This is a genomic window from Streptomyces sp. NPDC016469 (genome assembly GCF_040632905.1).
In the GTDB taxonomy this organism is placed as follows: Bacteria; Actinomycetota; Actinomycetes; order Streptomycetales; family Streptomycetaceae; genus Streptomyces.
Genome location: NZ_JBEYCQ010000006.1, coordinates 20293 through 42936 on the forward strand (window position 1 = coordinate 20293; position 22644 = coordinate 42936).

23 protein-coding genes and 2 pseudogenes are annotated in these 22644 nt (G+C 70.9%); 19 read left to right on the forward strand and 6 right to left on the reverse strand.

Annotation, left to right across the window (positions count from 1 at the left end; translation table 11 throughout):
• Positions 1 to 100: 100 nt before the first annotated feature.
• The 5 genes from ABZ565_RS08245 (at position 101) to ABZ565_RS08265 (ending at position 3877) form a co-directional block, all read left to right on the forward strand.
• The gene (locus ABZ565_RS08245) at positions 101 to 541 is read left to right on the forward strand and encodes a DUF6278 family protein (RefSeq protein WP_361021968.1); all 441 of its coding nucleotides are present in this window, start codon (positions 101 to 103) and stop codon (positions 539 to 541) included.
• A 135-nt stretch (positions 542 to 676) separates the two neighbouring features.
• Entirely contained in the window at positions 677 to 1420 is a 744-nt protein-coding gene (locus ABZ565_RS08250; RefSeq protein ID WP_361021971.1) for an amino acid ABC transporter ATP-binding protein, read from the forward strand.
• A gap of 14 nt (positions 1421 to 1434) precedes the next feature.
• Positions 1435 to 2346, forward strand: coding sequence for a glutamate ABC transporter substrate-binding protein (locus ABZ565_RS08255; RefSeq protein ID WP_361021974.1), 912 nt, complete (start codon positions 1435 to 1437; stop codon positions 2344 to 2346).
• Positions 2347 to 2363: 17 nt separating this feature from the next.
• Entirely contained in the window at positions 2364 to 3008 is a 645-nt protein-coding gene (locus ABZ565_RS08260) for an amino acid ABC transporter permease (protein WP_361021977.1), read from the forward strand.
• A complete protein-coding gene (locus ABZ565_RS08265; protein ID WP_361021979.1) occupies positions 3005 to 3877 on the forward strand; it encodes an amino acid ABC transporter permease in 873 nt (290 codons plus the stop codon). Before ABZ565_RS08260 ends, ABZ565_RS08265 begins: the two co-directional genes overlap by 4 nt.
• Before the next feature lie 86 nt (positions 3878 to 3963).
• Here the strand turns inward: ABZ565_RS08265 and ABZ565_RS08270 are convergent, their stop codons facing one another.
• On the reverse strand, positions 3964 to 5169 hold the full coding sequence (locus tag ABZ565_RS08270) for an Ig-like domain-containing protein (protein WP_361021982.1): 1206 nt from the start codon (positions 5167 to 5169) through the stop codon (positions 3964 to 3966).
• Between the two features lie 224 nt (positions 5170 to 5393).
• Between ABZ565_RS08270 and ABZ565_RS08275 the strand changes: the two genes are divergently transcribed.
• From ABZ565_RS08275 to ABZ565_RS08295, 5 genes are read left to right on the forward strand one after another with little or no spacing between them, the layout of a single operon-like run.
• The gene (locus tag ABZ565_RS08275) at positions 5394 to 6557 is read left to right on the forward strand and encodes a peptidoglycan bridge formation glycyltransferase FemA/FemB family protein (protein ID WP_361021985.1); all 1164 of its coding nucleotides are present in this window, start codon (positions 5394 to 5396) and stop codon (positions 6555 to 6557) included.
• On the forward strand, positions 6554 to 8245 hold the full coding sequence (murJ, locus tag ABZ565_RS08280) for a murein biosynthesis integral membrane protein MurJ (protein WP_361021988.1): 1692 nt from the start codon (positions 6554 to 6556) through the stop codon (positions 8243 to 8245). Before ABZ565_RS08275 ends, murJ begins: the two co-directional genes overlap by 4 nt.
• Positions 8246 to 8305: 60 nt before the next feature.
• On the forward strand, positions 8306 to 8989 hold the full coding sequence (locus tag ABZ565_RS08285; RefSeq protein WP_361021991.1) for a response regulator transcription factor: 684 nt from the start codon (positions 8306 to 8308) through the stop codon (positions 8987 to 8989).
• Entirely contained in the window at positions 8986 to 10407 is a 1422-nt protein-coding gene (locus ABZ565_RS08290; RefSeq protein WP_361021994.1) for a HAMP domain-containing sensor histidine kinase, read from the forward strand. The genes ABZ565_RS08285 and ABZ565_RS08290 overlap by 4 nt, the downstream gene beginning before the upstream one ends.
• Positions 10408 to 10418: 11 nt before the next feature.
• A complete protein-coding gene (locus ABZ565_RS08295; RefSeq protein ID WP_361021997.1) occupies positions 10419 to 10934 on the forward strand; it encodes a hypothetical protein in 516 nt (171 codons plus the stop codon).
• A 15-nt stretch (positions 10935 to 10949) separates the two neighbouring features.
• On the opposite strand, the gene ABZ565_RS08300 is transcribed toward ABZ565_RS08295, so the two are convergent.
• Positions 10950 to 11747, reverse strand: a complete 798-nt coding sequence (locus tag ABZ565_RS08300; protein ID WP_361022000.1) for an SAM-dependent methyltransferase — start codon at positions 11745 to 11747, stop codon at positions 10950 to 10952.
• 232 nt (positions 11748 to 11979) lie between these two features.
• Between ABZ565_RS08300 and ABZ565_RS08305 the strand changes: the two genes are divergently transcribed.
• Both ABZ565_RS08305 and ABZ565_RS08310 read left to right on the forward strand, forming a co-directional pair.
• On the forward strand, positions 11980 to 12444 hold the full coding sequence (locus ABZ565_RS08305) for a hypothetical protein (protein ID WP_361022002.1): 465 nt from the start codon (positions 11980 to 11982) through the stop codon (positions 12442 to 12444).
• Positions 12444 to 13214: a hypothetical protein gene (locus ABZ565_RS08310; protein WP_361022005.1), complete on the forward strand. Its 771-nt coding sequence runs from the start codon at positions 12444 to 12446 to the stop codon at positions 13212 to 13214. Before ABZ565_RS08305 ends, ABZ565_RS08310 begins: the two co-directional genes overlap by 1 nt.
• Before the next feature lie 28 nt (positions 13215 to 13242).
• Here ABZ565_RS08310 and ABZ565_RS08315 read toward each other — a convergent pair whose 3' ends face one another.
• A complete protein-coding gene (locus ABZ565_RS08315) occupies positions 13243 to 13986 on the reverse strand; it encodes a hypothetical protein (RefSeq protein WP_361022008.1) in 744 nt (247 codons plus the stop codon).
• A gap of 105 nt (positions 13987 to 14091) precedes the next feature.
• Here ABZ565_RS08315 and ggt point away from each other — a divergent pair, with 105 nt between their 5' ends.
• Positions 14092 to 15900: a gamma-glutamyltransferase gene (ggt, locus tag ABZ565_RS08320; RefSeq protein ID WP_361022011.1), complete on the forward strand. Its 1809-nt coding sequence runs from the start codon at positions 14092 to 14094 to the stop codon at positions 15898 to 15900.
• A 67-nt stretch (positions 15901 to 15967) separates the two neighbouring features.
• Positions 15968 to 16108 (forward strand): hypothetical protein, encoded by a 141-nt coding sequence (locus ABZ565_RS08325; RefSeq protein WP_361022014.1) that lies wholly within the window; start codon positions 15968 to 15970, stop codon positions 16106 to 16108.
• 332 nt (positions 16109 to 16440) lie between these two features.
• Here the strand turns inward: ABZ565_RS08325 and ABZ565_RS08330 are convergent, their stop codons facing one another.
• Both ABZ565_RS08330 and ABZ565_RS08335 read right to left on the reverse strand, forming a co-directional pair.
• Positions 16441 to 18063 carry a hypothetical protein gene (locus ABZ565_RS08330; RefSeq protein WP_361022017.1) on the reverse strand — a complete coding sequence of 541 codons (1623 nt, stop codon included), beginning with the start codon at positions 18061 to 18063 and terminating at the stop codon, positions 16441 to 16443.
• A gap of 340 nt (positions 18064 to 18403) precedes the next feature.
• A pseudogene (locus tag ABZ565_RS08335) lies at positions 18404 to 18550 on the reverse strand (IS5/IS1182 family transposase); the annotation flags it as partial.
• A 135-nt stretch (positions 18551 to 18685) separates the two neighbouring features.
• Between ABZ565_RS08335 and ABZ565_RS08340 the strand changes: the two are divergent.
• Positions 18686 to 18787 (forward strand): annotated as a pseudogene (locus tag ABZ565_RS08340) (IS481 family transposase); the annotation flags it as partial.
• Here the strand turns inward: ABZ565_RS08340 and map are convergent.
• A complete protein-coding gene (map, locus tag ABZ565_RS08345) occupies positions 18784 to 19551 on the reverse strand; it encodes a type I methionyl aminopeptidase (protein ID WP_361022020.1) in 768 nt (255 codons plus the stop codon). The pseudogene ABZ565_RS08340 and the gene map overlap by 4 nt on opposite strands.
• 72 nt (positions 19552 to 19623) lie before the next feature.
• Here map and ABZ565_RS08350 point away from each other — a divergent pair, with 72 nt between their 5' ends.
• The 4 genes from ABZ565_RS08350 (at position 19624) to ABZ565_RS08365 (ending at position 22618) form a co-directional block, all read left to right on the forward strand.
• Positions 19624 to 19893 (forward strand): helix-turn-helix transcriptional regulator, encoded by a 270-nt coding sequence (locus tag ABZ565_RS08350; RefSeq protein ID WP_164402001.1) that lies wholly within the window; start codon positions 19624 to 19626, stop codon positions 19891 to 19893.
• Between the two features lie 47 nt (positions 19894 to 19940).
• A complete protein-coding gene (locus ABZ565_RS08355; protein WP_164402002.1) occupies positions 19941 to 20321 on the forward strand; it encodes a PPOX class F420-dependent oxidoreductase in 381 nt (126 codons plus the stop codon).
• Between the two features lie 174 nt (positions 20322 to 20495).
• Positions 20496 to 21338: a nitrilase-related carbon-nitrogen hydrolase gene (locus ABZ565_RS08360; RefSeq protein ID WP_361022024.1), complete on the forward strand. Its 843-nt coding sequence runs from the start codon at positions 20496 to 20498 to the stop codon at positions 21336 to 21338.
• Positions 21335 to 22618, forward strand: a complete 1284-nt coding sequence (locus ABZ565_RS08365) for an aspartate aminotransferase family protein (RefSeq protein WP_361022027.1) — start codon at positions 21335 to 21337, stop codon at positions 22616 to 22618. Before ABZ565_RS08360 ends, ABZ565_RS08365 begins: the two co-directional genes overlap by 4 nt.
• The last annotated feature ends 26 nt before the right edge of the window (positions 22619 to 22644 follow it).

Consider the following 22644-nt stretch of genomic DNA (forward strand, 5'->3'; position numbering starts at 1 on the left):
CGTTCCGTGAACGCGCGGTGGCCCTGTGGTGTTCGGCACTCGAACGACAGGCCGCGCGCCCAGTGGTGCGCAGGCACGCCGGGATGCGATTCTGAGCGGTATGAACATCCCTTTCTTGGACAACTGGCGTAAGCGTCACGACGGGGCGCGGAAGACGGGCCTCGCGGGCGCCGTCGACGCCGATCCGGAGGGCGTGGCCGGACTGCTCGCCGAATGCGAGCTGCTCCGGGTCCGAGTGGGGGAGCACGGCATCGAACTGGACGACAGCCCCGCCTCGTTGACGGCACTCGACCAGCTGGTGCCGCGCTGGCGCGATGACCCGGAGGAGCTGCCCTGGCTGGGCAACGACGCCGGTCTCTACCTCGGTACGGTCCTGGTGCGCAACGTCGCCGGGGCGCACTGGCACATCTGGCCGAGCGGCCAGCCCGTCGTGCGGCTCGCCTCGGGCCGCGAGATCGACGTGGTCGAGGCGGGCCTCGACTGGGCGATGTCCGGCAGCCCCGAGCTGTCCCAGGTGTACGCGGAGTCCGCCGAGGGCTGACCCGCTGCGCGCGGCGGACCACGCGAAGCGATAAGAATCCTTTTGCCCCATTGGTGCGTGTCGGTCGAGAAGTCCCTTGCCGGGCTGGTTAGTTTGCGCTGACCTCGACCGAGCGACAAGTGGGTAGGGCAGCGTATGGCCGTCGATCCGTTGATCGAGCTGCGAGACGTCAACAAGTACTACGGGAAGTTGCACGTACTGCAGGACATCAATCTCACCGTCGGCCGCGGGGAGGTGGTGGTGGTCATCGGCCCGTCCGGCTCCGGGAAGTCGACGCTCTGCCGGGCGATCAACCGGCTGGAGGCCATCGAGTCGGGCCACATCACCATCGACGGCAAACCCCTCCCCGAGGAGGGCCGGGGACTGGCCCAGCTGAGGGCCGAAGTCGGCATGGTCTTCCAGTCTTTCAACCTCTTCGCACACAAGACCGTCCTCGCCAACGTCTCCCTGGCCCAGGTCAAGGTGCGCAAACGCAAGAAGGACGAGGCGGACCAGCGTTCCCGCGAACTCCTGGACCGGGTGGGGCTCGGCGCGCACGCCGACAAGTTCCCCGCCCAGCTCTCCGGCGGGCAGCAGCAGCGCGTCGCCATCGCCCGGGCCCTCGCCATGGACCCCAAGGCGCTCCTGTTCGACGAGCCCACCTCGGCGCTCGACCCGGAGATGATCAACGAGGTCCTGGAGGTGATGCGTCAGCTCGCCCGCGAGGGCATGACCATGGTCGTCGTCACCCATGAGATGGGCTTCGCCCGCTCCGCCGCCAACCGGGTCGTCTTCATGGCCGACGGCTGCGTCGTGGAGGACCGCACCCCGGAGGACTTCTTCACCTCCCCGGAGAGCGACCGGGCCAAGGACTTCCTGTCCAAGATCCTCAAGCACTGACGGGAGGCCCTGAGTTGCGTACGAGGAAACTGCTGGCCGTCTGTGCCGGCCTCCTGCTCGCCCTCTTCGCCGCCGCCTGCGGCAAGGAGGGCAGCCCGCCCGTCAAGGGCCCGAAGGCCGACCAGCTGCCCGTCTACCAGGTCGACAAGGGCTTCCGGCTGCCGGACTCCCGGACCTGGCGGAACGCGAAGAAGCGCGGCTACCTGCGGGTGGGCGCCAAGGAGGACCAGCCCTACCTGGGCGAGAAGGACCCGGCGACGGGCGTCTACTCCGGCTTCGACATCGAGATCGCCCGCATGATGTCCGCCTCGCTGGGCTTCGACCCGAAGACGATCCGCTTCAAGACGATCGCCTCCGCCAACCGCGAGACCGCCCTGCAGAACGGGCAGATCGACTACTACGTCGGCACCTACACCATCAACGACATGCGCAAGAAGCTCGTCGGATTCGCCGGCCCCTACTACATGGCGGGCCAGGGGCTCCTGGTGCGCACCGACGAGGACGACATCCACGGCCCGCAGGACCTGGCCGGCAAGACGGTCTGCTCGGCCGCGGGCTCGACCCCGTACCAGCGGATCGCCGCCGACTACCCGAAGGCGAAGCTGGTCGCGTACGACACGTACTCGATCTGCGTCGACAACCTGCTGACGTTCCAGGTCGACGTCGTCACCACCGACGACGCGATCCTGCTGGGCTTCGCCGCCAAGGCGCCCGACGAGATGAAGGTCGTCGGCGAGCCCTTCTCCGAGGAGCCGTACGGCATCGGGGTACCGCGCGGCGACAACGCGCTGCGCTTCGCGCTCAACGACGCGCTGGAGGAGAACGAGAAGAACGGCAACTGGAAGAAGGCGTTCGAGGCGACCCTCGGCCTGTCCGGCGCACCCGCGCCCAAGCCGCCGCCCATCGACCGCTACCCGGCGAACTGAGAGGACGGCCCACCCCCATGGACGTACTCACCGACAACTTCTCGCTCTACGGCAAGGGCTTCCTCGGCACCGTCGAACTCACCGTCTACGCCTCGATCCTGGCCCTGGTCCTCGGCTTCGTCATGGCCTCCTTCCGGGTGGCGCCCGTCGGCTCGCTCCGGGCCTTCGGCACCGTATGGGTGACGATCCTGCGCAACACCCCGCTCACCCTGCTCTTCTTCGCCGTGCTCCTCGGCCTGCCGCGCTTCGGACTCGTCCTGCCGTTCAACGTGTTCGCGATCCTCGCGCTGGGCTGCTACACCTCGGCGTTCATCTGCGAGGTGCTGCGCTCCGGCATCAACACCGTGCCCACCGGGCAGGGCGAGGCGGCCCGGAGCCTCGGGATGACCTTCGGACAGAGCCTCGGGGCCATCGTGCTGCCGCAGGCGTTCCGCTCGGTGATCCCGCCGATCGGCTCGACGCTCATCGCGCTCGCCAAGAACTCGGCGATCGCCGGGGCGTTCAGCGTCACCGAACTCCTCGGCACCTACAAGACCCTCAACGAGCTGGGATACAGCATCATCTGGACCTTCGTGTGGATCGCCGTGGGGTACCTGATCATCACCCTCGCCATCAGCGCGCTCTTCCACGTGCTGGAAAAGCGCTGGGGAGTCGCCCGATGACCGCTCACTCCGTACCCACCGCCAACGCCCTGTACGACATCCCCGGGCCGCTCACCCGCAGACGGCACCGACTCTACGGAATCGCGTCTACGGTCCTCATCCTCGCTCTGATCGGCTGGGTGATCTATCTCCTCTTCGACACCGACCAGTTCACCGCCGCCAAGTGGACACCCTTCGAGTACAAGGGCATCCAGGAGCTCCTGCTCCGCGGACTCGGCAACACCCTCAAGGCGTTCGCGTACGCCGCCGTCCTCTCCCTGGTCCTCGGCGCCGTCCTCGCGGTCGGGCGGCTGTCCGAACACCGCCCGGTCCGCTGGGTGGCGACGATCCTCGTCGAGTTCTTCCGCGCCATGCCCGTGCTGGTGATGATCTTCTTCATCTTCGTGGCGCTGAAGGTGCAGCCGCTGCCCGCGCTGGTCGCCGGACTGACGCTCTACAACGGCTCGGTGCTCGCCGAGGTGTTCCGTACCGGCATCAACTCGGTGGAGCGCGGCCAGCGCGAGGCGGCGTACGCGCTGGGCATGCGGAAGACGCAGGTCACGACCTTCGTCCTGGCGCCGCAGGCGATCCGCGCGATGCTGCCCACCATCATCAGCCAGCTGGTGGTGGCCCTGAAGGACACCTCGCTCGGCTACCTCATCACGTACGAGGAATTCCTCCACGCGGGCAAACTCATCGCCTCCAATTTGGACTACGATCTGCCTTTCATCCCCGTGGTGATGGTGATCTCACCGATCTACATCGGGATGTGCATGCTGCTCTCCTGGTTCGCCACCTGGGTGGCGAGGCGGCAACGGCGCAATCCGAAGACGGAGGCGGTGGGCGTCGGACCGGCACAGCCCGGAACGCTCATGCCGGGAGGGCGGTAGAAGGACGGGAGCAAGGTCCGACCGGCAGCAGCCGGTGATCACTTCTCGCACGCGGGAAGAAGGTCAGCTGCGCGCCGGCGGACCGGTCAGCCGAGGGCGCTCCTCGTCTGCCACTCGTCCCACGTGACGTTCCACGCCCCGTAGCCGTTGCCCTCCGCGACCGTGCCCTTGGTCTCCGCGCCCGTGATCTCGAACGGGTCGCCGACGCGGGCCTGCCGGTAGAGGGCGGCGGCGTCCGCGTCGCTCATCCCGACACATCCCGAGCTGTGGTTGGCCCGCCCGAAGTACGCCGCGTTCCACGGCGCGGCGTGGGCGTACATGCCCGACCAGGTCAGCCGCATCGAGTAGTCGACCATCTTGTCGTACGTGTGGCCCAGGCCCACCGTCTCGGAGCGCATGTTGATCGTGCCCTCCTTCGCCATCAGCACGGCCGTCCCCCGCCACGACCGCTTGTCCCCACCCGGCGTACCGCCCGACACCGGCACGTCCATGACCGTGCGGCCGTCCCGCTCCAGCGCCAGCCGGTGCCGGTCCAGGTCCACCTTCACCACCTGGCGCGCGCCGACCGTGAACGTCGTCGCGTAGTCCCGTACGAAGAAGCCGCCGCCGGGACCCGAGTCGACGCCGTTCAGCTCGGCGTCGAGCGTGATGCGCGTCCCGGACTTCCAGTACTCCTTCGGCCGCCAGTCGACGCGGTCCCGGCCCGAGTAGTCCTGCAGCCAGCCCCAGGAGCCCTCGGTGTGGTTCGAGGTGGAGACCTTGAGTGCCTTCTCGACGGCCGCCTTGTCCTTGACCGGGTTGTCGAAGACGATCGACAGCGGCTGGGCGATGCCCACCGTCGTGTTCTTGCCGGGCGCCAGCGTCAGCTTATTCACCTTGTCCGCCGCCCTCGTCGTGAACGAGGCCGTGTCGCTGCCGCCCGAGGTGTCCCGCGCCTCCACGCGGTACGCGGTGCCGGGCGCCGCCATCCGGTCGGACGTCCAGGTCCGGCCGTCGGCGGATATCCGGCCGGCGAGCGCGCCGCCCTCCCCGGCCGTGACGGTCACCTCGCGCAGCTTCCCGGCCGCCAGGGTCACCGTCACGGGCTTGCCCGCGGCGGCCGCGGTGCCGTGCGGGGTCACCGAGATGGAGGCCGGCGCCGCCTTCGAGGGAGCGGGGTCACCGTTCTTGTCCGAAGCGGCGGCGCCGCCGGAACACGCCGTGAGCGTGACGCCGAGCACCGCGCAGCCGGCGATCAGCGCGAGCCGGGCGGGGCGCTGCCGGCGCGCCGGTGTCAGAAATGCGGGAATCAACGGAAAACCTCCAGGGCCGTACTCGGTCATCGGTGAAGAGGAACGCACCGGAGCCTAAGTTCCTCAATTCCGCGGAAAAGCGGGAATTCCTTGTGTGACGGGAAGCGCAGCGCAACGGTCATCGTCCGGTCACATTCGGCGCGCGGACCCGTCACGGACCGCTGTGAGCATCCTGTGCAGCCCCGCAGAGCAGACCGCGGGGCCCACGAGGGAGGGCCACCGATATGTCAGCGCTGCTCGCGACCGGAGACCGCAGCAGGGAACGGGACCTACGCATCCACGGCCTCACGGCGGACGAGCACCGCGCCCACCTGGCCACGCTCGCGGACGCCAGTTTCCTTCAGTACCCCTCCTGGGCCGGGGTGAAAGAGGGCTGGTCCTCGGAAACGCTCGGCTGGCACGACGACGACGGCACCCTGAACGGCAGCGCGCTCGTCCTCTACCGGCAATTCCCGGGCACCCGGAAATACTTCGCCTATCTTCCGGAGGGCCCGGCCGCCGACTGGGCCGACCCGGGAATGGACCGCTGGCTGCGCCCCCTGCTCGCGCACCTGCGCGCGGCCGGGGCGTTCGCCGTACGCATCGGACCCGGCCCCGCCTACCGCCGCTGGACCGGCGCCCGGCTCAAGGCCGCCACCGGCCCCGGGCGTACGGTCGGTGACGTCCTGGCGAGCGAGGTCGACCCGCTCGGCACGGCCGTGGCCGACCGGCTGCGGGCGCGCGGCTGGCGGCGCTGCGGCGGGGACGGCGACGACGCGGACGCCCAGCCCCGGTACGTCTTCCGGGTGCCGCTCGCCGGGCGCACCACCGACGACCTGTGGTCCGGGCTCAACCAGGAGTGGCGCCGCAACGTCCGCCGGGCGCACAAGGCCGGGGTGCGGATCGTGACCGGGAGCGCCGCCGAACTGCCCGAGTTCCACCGGCTGCTGAGGATCACCGAGGAGCGCGACGGCTTCCGGCTCGGCCGCTCGCTCGGCTACTACCAGCGCCAGTACGCCGTGCTCAACGCCGAGGCGCCCGGCCGGATGAAGCTCTGCCTCGCCGTGCACGAGGGCGAGATCCTGGCCGCCCACACCATGATCAGCACCGGCCGGCGGGTCTGGTACCAGACGGGTGCCTCCGCCGACCACCGCCGCGAGGTGCGCCCCAGCAACGCCCTGCAGTGGCAGATGTTGTGCGATGCCCTCGACGGCGGCGCCGAGGTGTACGACATGCGCGGGGTATCCTCCACCCTCGATCCCGACGACCGGCCCTTCGGGCTGCTGCGCTGGAAGCTGGGCACCGGCGGGGAGGTCGTGGAAACCCTCGGAGAGTGGGAGACATCGGTGGGCGGAGCCGCCAACAACACGTTGTACCGGGCGTTCCAGGCGTACCTGGCGCGCCGGTGACGGCCGCCGGCGCCGCCCCGGAGGCGGCCGCCCCCGAGGAGAGCGGCGCGCGCGGCTCCGGCTCGGTGCTGCGCAGCGGCGCCCTGATGGCCGCCGGGTCCATCGTCTCGCGGGCCACGGGGTTCATACGCTCGGCGGTCGTCGTCGCCGCGCTCGGTACCGGGCTGCGGGCCGACGGGTACGCCGTCGCCAACACCGTGCCCAACATCCTCTACATGCTGCTCATCGGCGGCGCCCTCAACGCGGTCTTCGTCCCCGAACTCGTCCGCGCCGCCAAGGAGCACGGCGACGGCGGGGCCGCCTACACCGACCGGTTGCTCACCCTGTGCACCGTGGGCCTGCTCGCTCTCACCGCGCTCGCCGTCCTCGGCGCACCGCTGATCATCCAGGTGTACGCCCCCACCTACGACGGCGACCAGGCCGAACTCACCATCGCCCTGGCCCGCTACTGCCTGCCGCAGATCCTCTTCTACGGCCTGTTCACGCTCCTCGGCCAAGTCCTCAACGCCCGCGACCGGTTCGGCGCGATGATGTGGACGCCGGTCCTCAACAACCTCGTGATCATCGCGGTGTTCGGGCTCTACCTCGGGACGGCCGCGAGCTCCGACGGCACCGTCAGCGCCGCGCAGGCGCAGTGGCTGGGCTGGGGCACCACGGCGGGCATCGCCGTGCAGAGCCTCGCCCTGGTGCCCTCGCTGCGCGCCGCGAAGTTCCGCTGGCGGCCCCGGTTCGACTGGCGCGGCAGCGGACTCACCCGGCCGCTGCGTGCGGCCGGCTGGCTCGTCCTGCTCGTCCTCACCAACCAGGCCGCGTACTGGGTGATCACCCGCCTCTCCACCGCGAGCGGCCAGCACGCCGTGGACCAGCACCTCGCGGGCGGCGCCGGTTACACCGCGTACAGCTACGCCTACCAGCTCTGGGTGGTGCCGCAGGGCATCGTGACCGTCAGCCTCGTCACCGCGCTGATGCCCCGGATGAGCTGGGCGGCGGCCGGCGGCGACCTCGCCGGGGTGCGCCGCGACCTCTCGTACGCGCTGCGCACCTCCGCCGCCGTGGTGGTCCCGGCGGCCGCGCTGCTGCTGGCGCTCGCGCCCTGGGTGATGGGCGCGGTCTTCGGCTACGGGCGCACCGGCCCGGCGGACATCACGGTGATGGCGGGCATGATGGCCGCGTTCGCCCCCGGGCTCATCGCCTTCTCCGGGCAGTACGTGCTCTCGCGCGGGTTCTACGCGATGAGCGACACCCGCACCCCGTTCCTGCTGAACCTGGTCATCGCGGCCCTCAACGCCGGACTCTCGGTCGTCGCCTATCTGACGCTGCCCGCGCGCTGGGCGGTGACCGGCATGGCGGGCGCGTACTCCGTGGCCCTGCTCACCGGCTTCGCCGTCACCGCGTACGTGCTGCACCGCAGGCTCTCCCCGCGCGGTGCGCCGAGCGCCTCGCTCGGCCGCTCGCCCGGGATGTGGGCGCATGTGCGGCTGGCCGCCGCGTGTGTGCCGGCCGGGGCGCTGGCGTACGCGGCGGCGCGTGCCGTCGACGCGGAGGGCTCGGGTCTCGGGGACTTCGCCGCGCTGGGCGCCGGGACGGTGGTCCTCGCGGTGGTCGTGGCGGGGCTGGCCCGGCCGCTGCGGCTCACCGAGGTGAGCGCCGCGCTGAACGCCGCCCGGGGCCGGCTGCGGCGCGGCTGAAGCGGCCCGCGCCCGTCCGCCCGTCCGAATCCGTTCCTTGACCGCTGGGATACTGACGCCATGCCTCGCGTGCTCCTCATAGAAGACGATCCCTCGGTGCGCGAAGGGGTCGAACTGGGCCTGCGCAGGCGCGGCCACGAGCTGCGGGCCGTCGGCACGGGCGAGGCCGGGCTCGCCGCGCTGGGGGAGTTCCGGCCGGACCTGGTCCTCCTCGATCTGATGCTGCCCGGCATGAACGGCGTCCAGGTCTGCCGCCGCATCCGGGAGACCAGCCAGCTCCCCGTGATCATGCTCACCGCGCGCGGCGACGACTTCGACGTCGTCGTGGGCCTGGAGGCCGGCGCCGACGACTACATCGTCAAGCCCGCCCGTACCGAGGTCATCGAGGCCCGCATCCGGGCCGTACTGCGCCGCCTCGCCGTGCCGGCCGGGCCCGGCGGCACCGAGTCGCACGGCGAACTGACCGTCGACCGCGCGGGCCTCGCCGTCGCCAAGGCCGGCGAACGGCTGCTCCTCGCCCCCTCCGAACTGAAGCTGCTGCTCCACCTCTCGGCCTCACCCGAACAGGTCTTCAGCCGCCAGCAGCTCCTGGAACACGTGTGGGAGCACAGCTACCACGGCGACGCCCGCCTGGTCGACGCCTGCGTCCGCCGCCTCCGCCAGAAGATCGAGGACGTCCCCGGCAGCCCCCGCTACATCCAGACCGTCCGCGGCTTCGGCTACCGCTTCGGACCGCTCACGTGAAACTCTTCGCCGCCCGCCTCGGCCTCCGCACCCGGCTGATCGCGGCGTTCCTGTTCGTCGCGGCCGTCAGTGCCGCCACCACCGCCGCACTCACCTACCGCGAGGCCCGGTCCGCGATCCTCCAGCAGGCGCAGGACTCCGCCGTCGCCCAGTTCCGCGACCGGATCGGCTCCCAGGCCGTCAGCCTCCCCATCGACGACGACCAGCTGCGCCAGGTCTGCCTCGCACTGGCCCGTGCGGGCGGCGGGCGAAGCTGGACCGTGTTCGCCGAATACGGGGAACTGCGGGCCTCCTCCTCGGACCGGTCGTCCTCCGGGGTGATCACCGCCGGGCTGCGCACGGCCACCCGGGCCAACACCCACGGCTCGTTCCAGCGCGTCGTCAAGGACGGCAAGCCCTGGCTGACCGTCGGCATGCCCGCCCTCTTCAACCGGGGCGACGGCAGACAGCCCACCGGCCTCGTCCTCTACGCCGTGATGCCGCTGTCCACCGAGGACGCCAACGTGGCCGCCATGGTCACCGCCGCCCGCGACGGCGCCCTGCCCGCCCTGCTCGTCGCCCTGGTGCCCGCGCTGCTCGCCGCCCGCAGCGTCCTGCGCCCGGTCCGCGAGCTGCGCCGCGCGGCGGCGGGCATCGGCAGGGGCGAGCTCGACACCCGGATCACAGTGCGCGGCTCCGACGAAATCGCCGACCTCGCCTGGACGTTCAACGAGTCGTCCACCAAGCTCCAGGAATCCGTCGAGGAGTTGCGCCGGGCCGAGGAACGGGCCAGGCGCTTCGCCTCCGACGTCTCCCACGAACTGCGCACCCCCCTCGCCGGTATGCTCGCCGTGACCGAGGTCCTGGACGAGGACGCCGGTGAACTGCGCTCCGACACCGCCGCCGCCGTCCGCCTGATCAGCATGGAGACCGGCAAACTGGCCACCCTGGTCGAGGACTTGATGGAGATATCCCGCTTCGACGCCCGCGCGGCCGACCTGCACCTGGACGAGGTCGACGTCGCCGAGACCGTACGCAAGACGCTCCAGGGCCGCCGCTGGGAGGGCCGGGTCACCCTCGAACTCCCCGACGGCGCACGGGCGGTGCTCGACCCGCGCCGCTTCGACGTGGTCGTCGCCAACCTGGTCGGCAACGCCCTGCGGCACGGCGCGGAGCCCGTCACCGTACGGGTACGGGGAGGCGCCCGGCTCGTCGTGGAGGTGGAGGACAGCGGGCCGGGCATCGACGCGGCGGTGCTCCCGCACATCTTCGACCGGTTCTACAAGGCGGACGCGGCCCGGACCCGGTCGGCGGGCAGCGGCCTCGGCCTCGCCATCGCCCGGGAGAACGTACGGCTGCACGGAGGGACGGTCCGCGCGGCGAACCGTCCCGGGGGCGGTGCGGTGTTCACCGTGGAGCTGCCGCTGGGGGAGCGGTGAGGGGCGGGCGCGTGCTCGGCGCGCTGCTGCCCGTGCTGCTGCTCGCCCCCGGGTGCGGGATCCGCGCGACGGACGTCGTGGAGGCGGGTGAGCCGGCGACCGTCGAGGTGGCCCCGGCCGGCCAGCGCGGCGCCGTGCTGTACTTCGTTTCCTCGTCCTCGGCGTCCCGGCTGATGCCGGTCGTCCGGACCATCAGCCCCCCGGAGGGCAGCGACGGCGGGGCCTGGTCGGACGACCGGCCCTCCGGGGCGTCCGCCGCGCTGTACCTGCTCTTCGAAGGGCCCACCAGGTCGGAGCACGACGCCGGACTGCGCTCGGAGCTGCCCAGCGGCCGGGCGAAGGCGACCATCGAGCTGAGCGCGGAGGGCGTGAAGGCCACCATCAGCATCCCGGTCACCCGGCTTTCCCAGGCCGCCCGCCAGCAGCTCATCTGCACGGCCGCCACGGCCAGTACCGCCGACCGGACGGAAGTGGTCACGGTGACCGGCCCCGACGGCGTCATCGGCCCGGCGCGCTGCTCGGTCTGACCGCGCTTGCGCCGTTCAGCCGGCTTTGCGGGCGACCGCTCCGTAGATGCCGATCGTGGCCGGTCGCGCCGAGGAAGGTGCATCCGGTCGCCAGGACGGGACGGGAACGAGGCCGGGCGCGAGGAGTTCGAAACCGTCGAAGAACTTCTCGATCTCGGTGTGGGAGCGCGGAGTGAGGGGCGTGGTCGCGGTCTCGTAGACCGCGCGTGCCGCGCTGCAGTCGGCGAAGTCGCCGGTGGCGTGCGAGAGCACCAGACAGCTGCCGGCCGGGAGCGCGTCGCGCAGGGTGGCGACGACCTGTCCGGGCCGCTGCGCGTCGGTGAGGAAGTGGAGCACGGAGGTGAGGAGCAGCGCGAGGGGCCGGTCGAAGTCGATGACGTCGCGGACGTGGGGGTGCTCCACGACGGCCCTCGGGTCGCGGAGGTCGGCGAGCGCGACGCCGATCGTGTCGGAGCTGCGCAGCAGGGCGTCCGCGTGTGCGACGACGATGGGGTCGTTGTCGACGTAGGCGACGCGCACGTCGGACGACGCTTCGAGGGCCACCTCGTGCACGTTGGGGGAATGGGGCAGCCCGGTGCCGATGTCGAGGACCTGCCGCAGGCCCGCCCCGACGACATGGCGGACGGCGCGCTCCAGGAAGGCACGGTTGGCCCGGGCGGCGGCGCGCTCCTGGGCCGCGGCGGCGACGAGGTCGTCGCCGGCCTGCTGGTCCACCCGGTAGTTGTCCTTGCCGCCGAGCAGGTAGTCGTAGATCCTTGCGGAGTGAGGCCGGCCGGTATCGATCACCGGGGCGGGTAAGCCGTGCTGCCTCAAGTGGCGCTCCTCTCGGCGGCCGCTGCGGCCGGTTTCCAGAGTCTGCCGATGCCGCGATCCTGCCCTTGCGTCCGACAGCGTGTCAACTAAAGTACACAAGAGCAAGATCGATGAGGGCGAGAGAGAACACCACGTGAGTGCGAGCCGTGACGAGGGAGAGCCCTGTGGGGGCGCTGCCGACGAAGGGCGGCACGCACGACCGCACTCCCTGGCGCACAAGCTGAAGTCGCTCATGGCCCAGCGGAGGGACGCGCGGGGCAGGGCATTCGTCTCCCGCACCCTGTCGCAGGCCGTCGAGGAGCTGCCCGACCCGCCCGCGACGACGTCGTTCGCGCTGATCGCGAAGCTCGCCGGCGGCCAGCAGGACAACCCGACGATCAAGACGGTCCTCGCCCTGTGCCGGGCTCTCGGCGACGTGCCGCCGGCCTATCTGCTGCCGCACGCCGGCTACGACGATCTCGCGGCACTCGAAGCCTTCGAGGACCCTCTCGCCCGCCGCCTGCTCGTTCTGCTGAGCGACCTGCCGGAGAGCGAGGTCCGCAAGGTGGCCGCACATCTGGAAGACCGGCGGAAGGCCCTCGGCCTCCCTCCCGTGCCGGACGACGGACCGAGCGCCGGGAAGCCGAAGCGGGCCCGACGACGGCGCACCGAAACCGAAGCCGCCCAGTACGCGGCCGATGCATTGGAAGGTCTCTGATGGACGGCATGATATTCGGCGCCTGCACCGTCGCAGGGGTGATCGTCACCGTGCTCTGCGCCCGGAGAGCCATGCGTCACCCGCGCGCGTTCACGTGGTTAATCGCCGTGGCGTTCGGTGTGTGCACCGTGGGCGTCTTCTTCGCGGTACCCGCGGTCGCCAGGACGGCCGAGGAGATCACCGGCCTGGACAACGCGGGGAAGCTGGTGGCCCACGTCTGCGCCATCCTCTGGTGCGCGGCACTGCAGATGACGATGGTGGACCTGGCCTACCGTCCGGAGTACCTGCGGGCCGCCATGTACCAGCGCATATGCGTGGCCGTCGTCGTCCTGGCCGTCATGGTGCCGCTCTTCCTCGCCACGAACGGCCAGGACGTCGAGTTCACCACGGCGTACGCCGACCACTCATCCGTGACCGCCTACTTGCTCGTCTACCTCTTCTACGTACTGATCACCTGCGGCGAACTCGCCTTCATGTGCGGCCGTACCGCACGCCGTTGCCGGACCACCCGCCCCTGGAGCGGTGCCGGCTTCACCCTGGGTGCCTTCGCGGCCGTCCTGGGCGTCGGCTACACGATGTCCAAGGGGTCGTACCTCGTCTGCCACGCACTCGGCAGCCCCTGGTCGCTCGACGTCGAGGAGGCGGTGAGCCCGGCACTCAGCGGGCTCGCCGTCCTCTTCCTCTTCGCCGGTCTGACCATGCCGATGCTCGGCGGGCTGCGCCGGCGGATGCGCGGAGGCGAGCGGACCGCACAGGGCCTCGGTCAGTAGCCGCCGCCGGTCCGCGCCGCACGGCGGCTCAGGTGCCCGCGCGGTGCGAGGTGCGCGGCGCGGGGACCGGGGCCTGGGCCGCGCGGGTGACATCCGCGACGAGCTCGACCACGTCGGGGCCGTACGCCTGGGAGTTGACCACCTTCAGGAGCAGGCAGAAGGTGCTGTTGCCGTGCTTGCGGGCCAGGCGTTCGTGGTTGCGGGCCAGGTAGCGGGTGGCGGCCTGGTTGGTGATGGCCTGCTGGCCGCAGAAGAGGAAGACCGGTCTGGCATCCTGACCGGTCGTCAGCCGGGCCAGCAGCACGTACTCGCTGACGCCCTTCTCGACCCGGTAGCGCTCCGAGCCGATCTGGAAGGCGCCCCGGTCGGGGCCGGGCTCCGGATCGGTGTTGATCCGCACCCCGGGCAGCAGCGAGTGCAGGTGCGCGGCCATCCGGCGGTTCGACACCGGCCCGCCGACGCAGAATTCGGTCCGCTCGCCGATGCCCTGCTGTGCGATGTCGTGGGACAGGATCTGGGCGTGCGCCTCGCAGTCCTTAATCAGCGCGGACAGCTCCAGCAGGGCGAAGACGTCGTGGCGGTGGACCGAGCCGTCGCCGCCCGCGTCGCGGTTGACGACGAGGAGGCACTCGGAGTTCCCCGGCAGCCCGAAGAACGCCTGCTTGCGGCGGAGCCTGCGGCGCCACAGATAGGTGCGCGCGAGCCAGCCGAGGGCGGCGCTGATGCCGGCGGCTATCACGCCCAGCACGATGTTGCGTACGTCGTCAGTCATGGGCGGGCATGTTAGCGGGCATTCGGCCTCACGTCCGAGGCGGTCCTGACGGGGCGGCCGGGAGGGCGTTACCCTGCGCGGACGATCCTTCACCGGAGGTTGCGCATGCGACGTTCCATCAGGCGAAATGTGTCGTTGACGGCGATCCTGGCCGCCGTCGTGTCGGTCGGGGCCGCCGCCCCTTCCTCGTCCGCCCACCCCTCGGCGCCACCACCCAAGTCACCCGTCGCTGTGGGGTACGGGGGAGCGGTCTCCAGCGTCGACGCGGACGCCACGGCCGCCGGTATCGAGGTGCTGCGCAAGGGCGGCAACGCGGTCGACGCAGCCGTGGCCACGGCCGCCGCGCTCGGCGTCACCGAGCCGTACTCGGCGGGGCTCGGCGGCGGTGGCTACTTCGTCTACTACGACGCCCGCAGCCGCACGGTCCGCACCATCGACGGCCGCGAGACCGCACCGCGCAGCGCCGACTCCTCGCTCTTCCTGGAGAACGGCAAGCCGCTCGCCTTCGCCGACGCCGTGACCAGCGGGCTCGCCGTCGGCACCCCCGGCACCCCCGCCACCTGGGACACCGCCCTGAACGCCTGGGGCAGCACGTCGCTCCGGCAGGTCCTCAAGCCCGCCGAGCGGATCGCCCGGGACGGCTTCGTCGTAGACGAAACGTTCCGCTCGCAGACGGCCGGGAACGAGGAGCGGTTCCGGGACTTCCCGGCCACCCGCGAACTGTTCCTGCCCGGCGGAAAGCTCCCCGAGGTCGGCTCGGTCCTCAGGAACCCGGACCTGGCGCGCACCTACGAGGAGGTCGGCCGCGAGGGCGTGGACGAGCTCTACCGGGGCGAACTCGCCGACGACGTCGTACGGACCGTACGCAACCCGCCCGTCGATCCGGCGTCCGACCGGGTCGTCCGGCCCGGCGACCTGACCGCGAAGGACCTGCGCTCCTACCGCGCGCTGCACCGGGCACCGACGAAGGTGAACTACCGGGGGCTCGACGTGTACGGCATGGCGCCGTCCTCGTCCGGTGGCACGACGGTGGGCGAGGCGCTCAACATCCTGGAGTCCACGGACCTCTCGCGGGCGAGCGAGGCCCAGTACCTGCACCGCTACATCGAGGCGAGCCGCATCGCGTTCGCCGACCGGGGGCGCTGGGTCGGCGACCCCGCGTTCGAGGACGTGCCGACGAAGCAGCTGCTCGGTCAGGAGTTCGCGGACGCGCGGGAGTGCCTGATCAAGGACGACGCGGTGCTGACCAGCCCGCTCGCCCCGGGCGATCCGCGCCACCCCGGGGCCTGCCGGTCCACGGGCAAGGCCGCGCCGACCACGTACGAGGGGGAGAACACCACGCACCTGACGACCGCCGACAAGTGGGGCAACGTCGTCGCGTACACCCTGACCATCGAGCAGACCGGCGGCAGCGGGATCACCGTGCCGGGACGCGGCTTCCTGCTCAACAACGAGCTGACCGACTTCTCCTTCGCGCCGGCCGACCCGGCCGTCCACGACCCCAACCTCCCCGGCCCCGGCAAGCGCCCGCGTTCCTCGATCTCGCCGACCATCGTGCTCCGGCACGGGAAGCCGGTCCTCGCCCTGGGCTCACCCGGCGGCGCGACCATCATCACCACCGTGCTCCAGACGCTGACCGGCAAGCTGGACCGCGGGCTGCCGCTGGTCGACGCCATCGCCGCGCCCCGGGCCAGCCAGCGCAACGCCCCGGCGACCGAGCTGGAACCGGCGCTCTGGAACAGCCCGCTGCGGCCGAAGCTGGAATCCCTCGGCCACGTCTTCAAGCTCAACCCGGAGATCGGCGCGGCCACCGGCGTACAGCGGCTGCCCGACGGGCGGTGGCTGGCCGCGGCCGAGAAGGAACGGCGGGGCGGCGGCTCGGCGATGGTGGTGAGGCCGAGCGGGCGGCCCTGACCGCACACCTTCACAAGGGGGGCACGGCACGACGATCTCCTCGCCAGAAGGGCGCCCCCCAGTGCGTATGCGAACGCTTGCCCTCGTCACGGCCTCCGGTGCCGCGCTGCTCACCGCCGGCACACCGGCCCCCGTCACCTTCGCGGTGGCGGGGGACCCGGCCCGCGCCCTCGCCGCCCCGGCCCGCCGGCCGTGCCGCTCGCCGTGATGGCGCGGACCCACCGGGCGCCTGCCCGGGCGCACCGTCCAGACCCTCGCCCGCTTTGGCCCGTCACCGGGAAGCCGCTATGGGGGCGGCCGACCTGCCGGCCAAGGCGTCGGCCTGCGGAAGGCCGATCAGATAAGCAACCGCAAGAAGCTCGGCTCCCGAGGCGGCCGGCCGCCGGCCCTCGACAAGCAGCACTCAAGGAGCGCCACGCGGTGGAGCGCGGCATCGCAACCGCGTAGTGGGACAGCGAATGCCGGTGCGGACGGCGACGCCCAGGTGCGCCCGCGTAACTCTCCCACTGCGCCGCCGACTCCCTTGCGGCCGGCCCGCCCCTATGCTGCCCTGGTCTCGTGAGCGGAATCCGCAAGGGATCCCTCCAGCGAGAACCGCAACGGCAGCACCATCCGGAAGCGGCCCGGCCTCTCCTGAACCACCTCGAACTCGACACCGGCCGGGATCGGCAGCCCGAGGAACGCCTCGATGGTCTCCTTCGGCTCCCTCACCAACGCGCGGAGGAACGCCGGGTCGGCCTGTGCCCGCTCGATCAGCCGGCGCTCGATGACCTGCCTGTCCGTGTGCTTGAACAGCTTGTGCCATTCTCGGGCCTTGCGCCGCTCCGCGTCGATGTCGGCGATCTGCACGTGCCGCGTCTGTGCCATCGAACCGAATGGGCCACAGTTCGGAGCCGACGTCGGCAGACTGTTCTGGAGACCCCAGTTGCAGAACACGTCGTGACGGGTGGCTACACCGAGCGGGTTGGTGATCCGGCCGTAGCCGTCGTCCTGGAACAGCCAGTTGCTCAGATCGTCCGGCGCCCTCTCGGCGGTGTACCAGTCGTCCGGACCGGTTCCGAGGTAGTTCTCGCAGATGTCGATGCCCTGCTGTGAATAGACCGTGTCCGTGTCCGTCTGCCAGGTGAGGTAGTAGGCGTCGAAGGTGTCTCCGCTCTGGCTGAGCATGTTCTCGATGTAGTCGGCGGGTGATGTGTAGTCGCCGCTCTCGACGAAATGACTGACGTCGGCGGGAAGCACGAACCACCTCACGGGCAGCAAGGTCTTGGTGAGCGACACCTTGTAGGCCGCGACCGCATCGTCGGTCATACCCTGGAATGCCTCGCTGTACTTGTCGGGCACGGCGAGTTCGGGCGAGGCCATCGTCCAGGCCGTGGCCGTCTCCCCGGTGTTCGGGTTCGTCCAGGTCGTGCTCCAGTTCCCGGCCACGTCGTCGTGGATCACGGAGAGGTCGTGCTCCGCCTGGAGGAAGTTCTGGTAGAACCGGTCCCACACACCGCCCATGACTCCTTGGAGGGTCGGCGGAGTTTCGGTGACATACCCCCAGAAGATGTTCGCCACCGCCGCCGAGAAGAAGGCGTTGCCTTTGAAATCCACGCCGCCGATGCCCCAGAGCGCGTCGTCGATCAGATTGGCGACGAAGGACTCGCCCGGGTCGGTCGACCCGTCCTCGGACAGGTGGGAGTAGACGTCCTGGATGATGTCCTGAAAGTAGCTGTGGAGGTTCGTCAGCCAGTCCATCTCGTTCTCGATGTTCGTGAGCGCCAGAGCCACCTGGGCCGCGGTCGGGGGCGGCGGCTCTTCCTCCTGGAACTCCGTCGTGGTGTTGTCGTCCAGGGTGCCGACGAGAACGGCGGGCTGGACGTCGCACCCCTCGGTCTGCGAACGCCGGTAGATGTTGCGCTGGGTCGCCGTCCCCTCGGGATCGGTCGCCAGGTCGACGAGACAGGCCAGTGCGTAGCCGCTGCCGCCCCAGGAGCTCCAGGGCCCGAACGCGCTTTCCCCCGAGTCGTTGACGAACGTCATCGCGTACTCGTTCTGGGTCCTGTCCGGCCACCACGGGTTTTCGGACGGGAACGGCGCGTTCTGCGCGTAATACGACGGCGTGGGTGCCGTCGCGGGTGCGGTCGGAATCGCGTCCTCGGGAATCTTCTTTCCGCTCACGTGGGTGGCCTCCAGTCGCCTTGGTCCGAGTCTGCGGAGGGCAGGGATCTGCGCTGGCGACCAGACGGGCCACCGTAAACCAGAAATGGGGAATAGATGTGCAGTGATGGGCGAGCCTGCGCCCACTGCGCGCATTCTTGCCGCGAGGAACCAGCGACACGCAATTGATCTGTGTACGCAACGCTAGCTCTCCCTGGTAGGGGCCGCAATGCGTCGCATGGACCAGCGAGAGCATGGCCGCTCCGCTCGGCTCCACCACCGCGCCGCGCCTCCTCGCGCAGGGCCGGGTCCGGCGCGCTCCGGATTCATCAGCGCCCGCTCGACAACGCCGATCGTGCCGGTGGATCTTGGTGGTCAGGCCGCCTCGGGAGCGTCCGAGGCCATGGTCGTCGGGCTCGGTGCAGATCTCGCCGGGCGGCTCGCGCATCCCTCTTCTACGCGCGCCGGCGGCGTGCTGGTGGGCGCGGCAGACAGCCGAATCCACGCTCACGTCCCAGGTGATCAGACCCTGAGCGTCGGCCTGGATCGGGAGTTGCTCCAGGATCCGCTTCCAGGTGCCGTCACGCTGCCACCGGCGGGAGGCCGTAGATCCGGTCCCCTGGGCCGTATCGCTCGGGGACGTCCCGCCTGGCTGCACACCTACAATCACCACCGCGGACACACCGCACTCGCAGGCAAACCACCCGCCAGCCGCGTCCCCCACCTCACAGGGCAGTACACCTAGAGCGCGGTCAGGATGCGCGGACCGTCGTCCGTGATCGCCACCGTGTGCTCGGCGTGTGCGGCCCGGCTGCCGTCCGTCGTGCGCAGGGTCCAGCCGTCGCGGTCCGCGCGGTACGTGTCCACGCCACCCCCGATCAGCATCGGCTCGATGGCCAGCACCATGCCGTGGCGCAGCGGCATCCCGCGCCCCGGGCGGCCCTCGTTGGGCACCCCGGGGTCCTCGTGCATCTCGCGGCCCACCCCGTGCCCGCCGAACCCCTCGGGGATGCCGTAGCCCGCGGTGCGGCAGACCGTGCCGATGGCGTGCGCGATGTCGCCGATCCGGTTGCCCACGGTGGCGGCCGCGATGCCCGCCGCCAGGGCCTTGTACGCGGTGTCGACGAGCCGGGTGTCGGCGGGGCGGGCGCGGCCCACGGTGAAGCTGATCGCCGAGTCGCCGGCCCAGCCGTCCAGCGTGGCGCCCGCGTCGATGCTGACCAGGTCGCCGTCGCGCAGCCGGTAGTCCGTCGGGATGCCGTGCACGATCGCGTCGTTGACCGACGCGCAGATGACCGCGGGGAAGGGGACCGGGGCGAAGTGCGGCCGGTAGCCCAGGAAGGGCGAGCCGGCGCCGGCCTCGCGCAGCACCCCGCGCGCCACCTCGTCCAGTTCACGCAGCGAGACGCCGGCGTCGGCGGCCTCCCGGGCGGCGGTGAGCATGCGGGCGACGACGCGGCCGGTCGCACGCATGGCTTCGATGGATGTGTCCGTCTTGAGTTGCACCATGCCAATTACAATACCGCAATTACTATACCGGTCCGAGCGGTATCAGGGCCCGGGCGGTATTAGAATGACGGCATGGTCCGCACCCCCCTGACTCCCGAAGAGCGCCTGCGCGGCGAACGGCTCGGCCTGCTGCTGCGCGAGGCACGCGGTGCCCGCAGCATGACCGACATCGCCGCCCACGCCGGTATCTCCGCAGAGACCCTGCGGAAGATCGAGACCGGCCGCGCCCCCACCCCCGCGTTCTTCACCGTCGCCGCCCTGGCCGGCGCGCTCGGCCTCTCCATGGACGAACTCCTGCTGCGCTGCGCCCCGGAACCGGCGTCGGTACCGCTCGCCGGATAGTGCCGGACTCGCGCCCCGCTTGCGCCCGCGCGCATAGTCTGGGGGCCATGAGCCTCCAGGACTTCGCGCGCAGCGAGTACGTCAGCCTGACCACGTACCGCAAGGACGGGACGCCCGTGGCCACCCCCGTCTGGGCGGTGGCCGACGGCGGTGAACTGCTCGTCTGGACCAAGACCGACTCCTGGAAGGTCAAGCGGCTGCGCAACGACAACCGGGTCCGCGTCACCGTCTGCGATGTGCGCGGGCGGACCGAGGAGGGCGCCCCGAGCGCCGAGGGCACCGCCAGGCTGCTCGGCGAGCGGGAGACGGCCGCCGTGCGCCGCGCGATAGGCCGCAAGTACACCTGGAAGTACTGGCTGCTCGACTACCCCGCGATGATCGTCCGGCTCGGCAAGCGCCCGCACACGGGGATCGCCATCACCCTCTGACGCCCCGGCGCGCTGGGCGCTGGCCCGCACGGGTGTGAAACATGATCGACTCAGCTGGTTCACGGCGATGGTCTTGCCCCGCCGTGTGGCGGGGCTTACGTTCTCCCCTACGCACGTGTCTACGGGCGTAGAAGCACGAAGAGGCTCTCTGACGCCGCGTCGAAGGAGCAGCTCATGTCCCACGTCGTACGCGCCGCACTCGTCCAGGCGACCTGGACCGGCGACACCGAATCCATGATCGCCAAGCATGAGGAGCACGCCCGCGAGGCCGCCCGGCAGGGTGCGAAGATCATCGGCTTCCAGGAAGTGTTCAACGCCCCCTACTTCTGCCAGGTGCAGGAGCCCGAGCACTACCGCTGGGCCGAGGCGGTGCCGGACGGGCCGACCGTACGGCGGATGCGGGAACTGGCCCGCGAGACCGGCATGGTGATCGTCGTTCCGGTCTTCGAACTGGAGCAGTCCGGCTTCTACTACAACACCGCCGCCGTGATCGACGCCGATGGCTCCTACCTCGGCAAGTACCGCAAGCACCACATCCCGCAGGTCAAGGGCTTCTGGGAGAAGTACTACTTCAAACCCGGCAACGCCGGCTGGCCGGTCTTCGACACCGCCGTCGGCAAGGTCGGCGTCTACATCTGCTACGACCGGCACTTCCCCGAGGGCTGGCGGCAACTGGGTCTCGGCGGAGCGCAGTTGGTGTACAACCCGTCCGCCACCTCGCGCGGCCTCTCCGCCCATCTGTGGCAGCTGGAACAGCCCGCGTCCGCCGTCGCCAACGAGTACTTCATCGCCGCGATCAACCGCGTCGGCCAGGAGGAGTACGGCGACAACGACTTCTACGGCACCAGTTACTTCGTGGACCCGCGCGGTCAGTTCGTCGGTGACGTCGCCAGTGACAAGGAGGAGGAACTCGTCGTCCGCGACCTGGACTTCGGGCTGATCGAGGAGGTCCGGCAGCAGTGGGCGTTCTACCGGGACCGTCGGCCGGACGCGTACGAGGGGCTGGTCGAGCCGTGAGCAGCCTCCACCACCGCCACCTCGCCGTCAGCCCCGACTGGCTCGCCCTCTACTACCGCCACCCGCTGGAGATCACGCACGGCGAGGGCCGCCACGTCTGGGACGCCGACGGCAACCGCTACCTCGACTTCTTCGGCGGCATCCTCACCACCATGACCGCCCACGCGCTGCCCGAGGTCACCAAGGCCGTCAGCGAGCAGGCCGGCCGGATCATCCACTCCTCGACGCTCTACCTCAACCGGCCGATGATCGAGCTGGCCGAACGCGTCGCCTCGCTCTCCGGCATCCCCGACGCCCGGGTCTTCTTCACCACCTCCGGCACCGAGGCCAACGACACCGCCCTGCTCCTGGCCACCACGTACCGCCGGTCGAACCAGATCCTGGCGATGCGCAACAGCTACCACGGCCGGTCCTTCTCCGCGGTCTCCATCACCGGCAACAACGCCTGGTCGCCCACCAGTCTCTCGCCGCTCCAGACCCTGTACGTGCACGGCGGCGTCCGCACCCGGGGCCCCTACGCGCACCTGAGCGACGCGGAGTTCACCGCCGCCTGCGTCGCGGACCTGGAGGACCTGCTCGGCCACACCCGCACCCCCGCCGCCCTGATCGCCGAACCCATCCAGGGCGTCGGCGGCTTCACCTCACCACCCGACGGGCTCTACGGCGCGTTCCGCGAGGTGCTGAACCGGCACGGCGTGCTCTGGATCTCCGACGAGGTGCAGACGGGGTGGGGGCGCTCCGGCGAACACTTCTGGGGCTGGCAGGCCCACGCCCAGAACGGGCCGCCGGACATCCTCACCTTCGCCAAGGGCATCGGCAACGGCATGTCCATCGGCGGCGTCGTCGCCCGCGCCGAGGTCATGAACTGCCTGGACGCCAACTCCATCTCCACGTTCGGCGGTTCACCGGTCACCATGGCTGCCGGCCTCGCCAACCTCTCGTACCTCCTGGAACACGATCTCCAGGGCAACGCCCGCCGCGTCGGCGGCCTGCTCATCGAGCGGCTGCGCATGATCGGTGCCGCCTCGACGCGGGTGCGCGAGGTGCGGGGCCGGGGTCTGATGATCGGCATCGAGCTGGTCAGGCCCGGCACCGACGAGGCCGACCCGGAGGCGGCCGCGGCCGTCCTGGAGGCGGCGCGCGAGGGCGGCCTGCTCATCGGCAAGGGCGGCGGCCACAACACCAGCGTCCTGCGCATCGCCCCGCCCCTCTCGCTCGCGATCCCCGAGGCGGAAGAGGGCGCGGACATCCTCGCCGACGCGCTGCGCGCGGTGGGCTGAGCCGGCAAGCACGCGGGTGCGGGGCC

Coding starts and splice junctions, on each gene's coding strand:
- ABZ565_RS08265 (WP_361021979.1), top strand. CDS start 3,005: ATGACCGCTCACTCCGTACCCACCGCCAACGCCCTGTACGACATCCCC.
- ABZ565_RS08260 (WP_361021977.1), top strand. CDS start 2,364: ATGGACGTACTCACCGACAACTTCTCGCTCTACGGCAAGGGCTTCCTC.
- ABZ565_RS08325 (WP_361022014.1), top strand. CDS start 15,968: ATGCGAACGCTTGCCCTCGTCACGGCCTCCGGTGCCGCGCTGCTCACC.
- ABZ565_RS08355 (WP_164402002.1), top strand. CDS start 19,941: ATGAGCCTCCAGGACTTCGCGCGCAGCGAGTACGTCAGCCTGACCACG.
- ABZ565_RS08350 (WP_164402001.1), top strand. CDS start 19,624: ATGGTCCGCACCCCCCTGACTCCCGAAGAGCGCCTGCGCGGCGAACGG.
- ABZ565_RS08245 (WP_361021968.1), top strand. CDS start 101: ATGAACATCCCTTTCTTGGACAACTGGCGTAAGCGTCACGACGGGGCG.
- ABZ565_RS08285 (WP_361021991.1), top strand. CDS start 8,306: ATGCCTCGCGTGCTCCTCATAGAAGACGATCCCTCGGTGCGCGAAGGG.
- ABZ565_RS08360 (WP_361022024.1), top strand. CDS start 20,496: ATGTCCCACGTCGTACGCGCCGCACTCGTCCAGGCGACCTGGACCGGC.
- ABZ565_RS08250 (WP_361021971.1), top strand. CDS start 677: ATGGCCGTCGATCCGTTGATCGAGCTGCGAGACGTCAACAAGTACTAC.
- ggt (WP_361022011.1), top strand. CDS start 14,092: ATGCGACGTTCCATCAGGCGAAATGTGTCGTTGACGGCGATCCTGGCC.
- ABZ565_RS08305 (WP_361022002.1), top strand. CDS start 11,980: ATGGCCCAGCGGAGGGACGCGCGGGGCAGGGCATTCGTCTCCCGCACC.
- ABZ565_RS08275 (WP_361021985.1), top strand. CDS start 5,394: ATGTCAGCGCTGCTCGCGACCGGAGACCGCAGCAGGGAACGGGACCTA.
- ABZ565_RS08315 (WP_361022008.1), bottom strand. CDS start 13,986: ATGACTGACGACGTACGCAACATCGTGCTGGGCGTGATAGCCGCCGGC.
- map (WP_361022020.1), bottom strand. CDS start 19,551: ATGGTGCAACTCAAGACGGACACATCCATCGAAGCCATGCGTGCGACC.
- ABZ565_RS08310 (WP_361022005.1), top strand. CDS start 12,444: ATGGACGGCATGATATTCGGCGCCTGCACCGTCGCAGGGGTGATCGTC.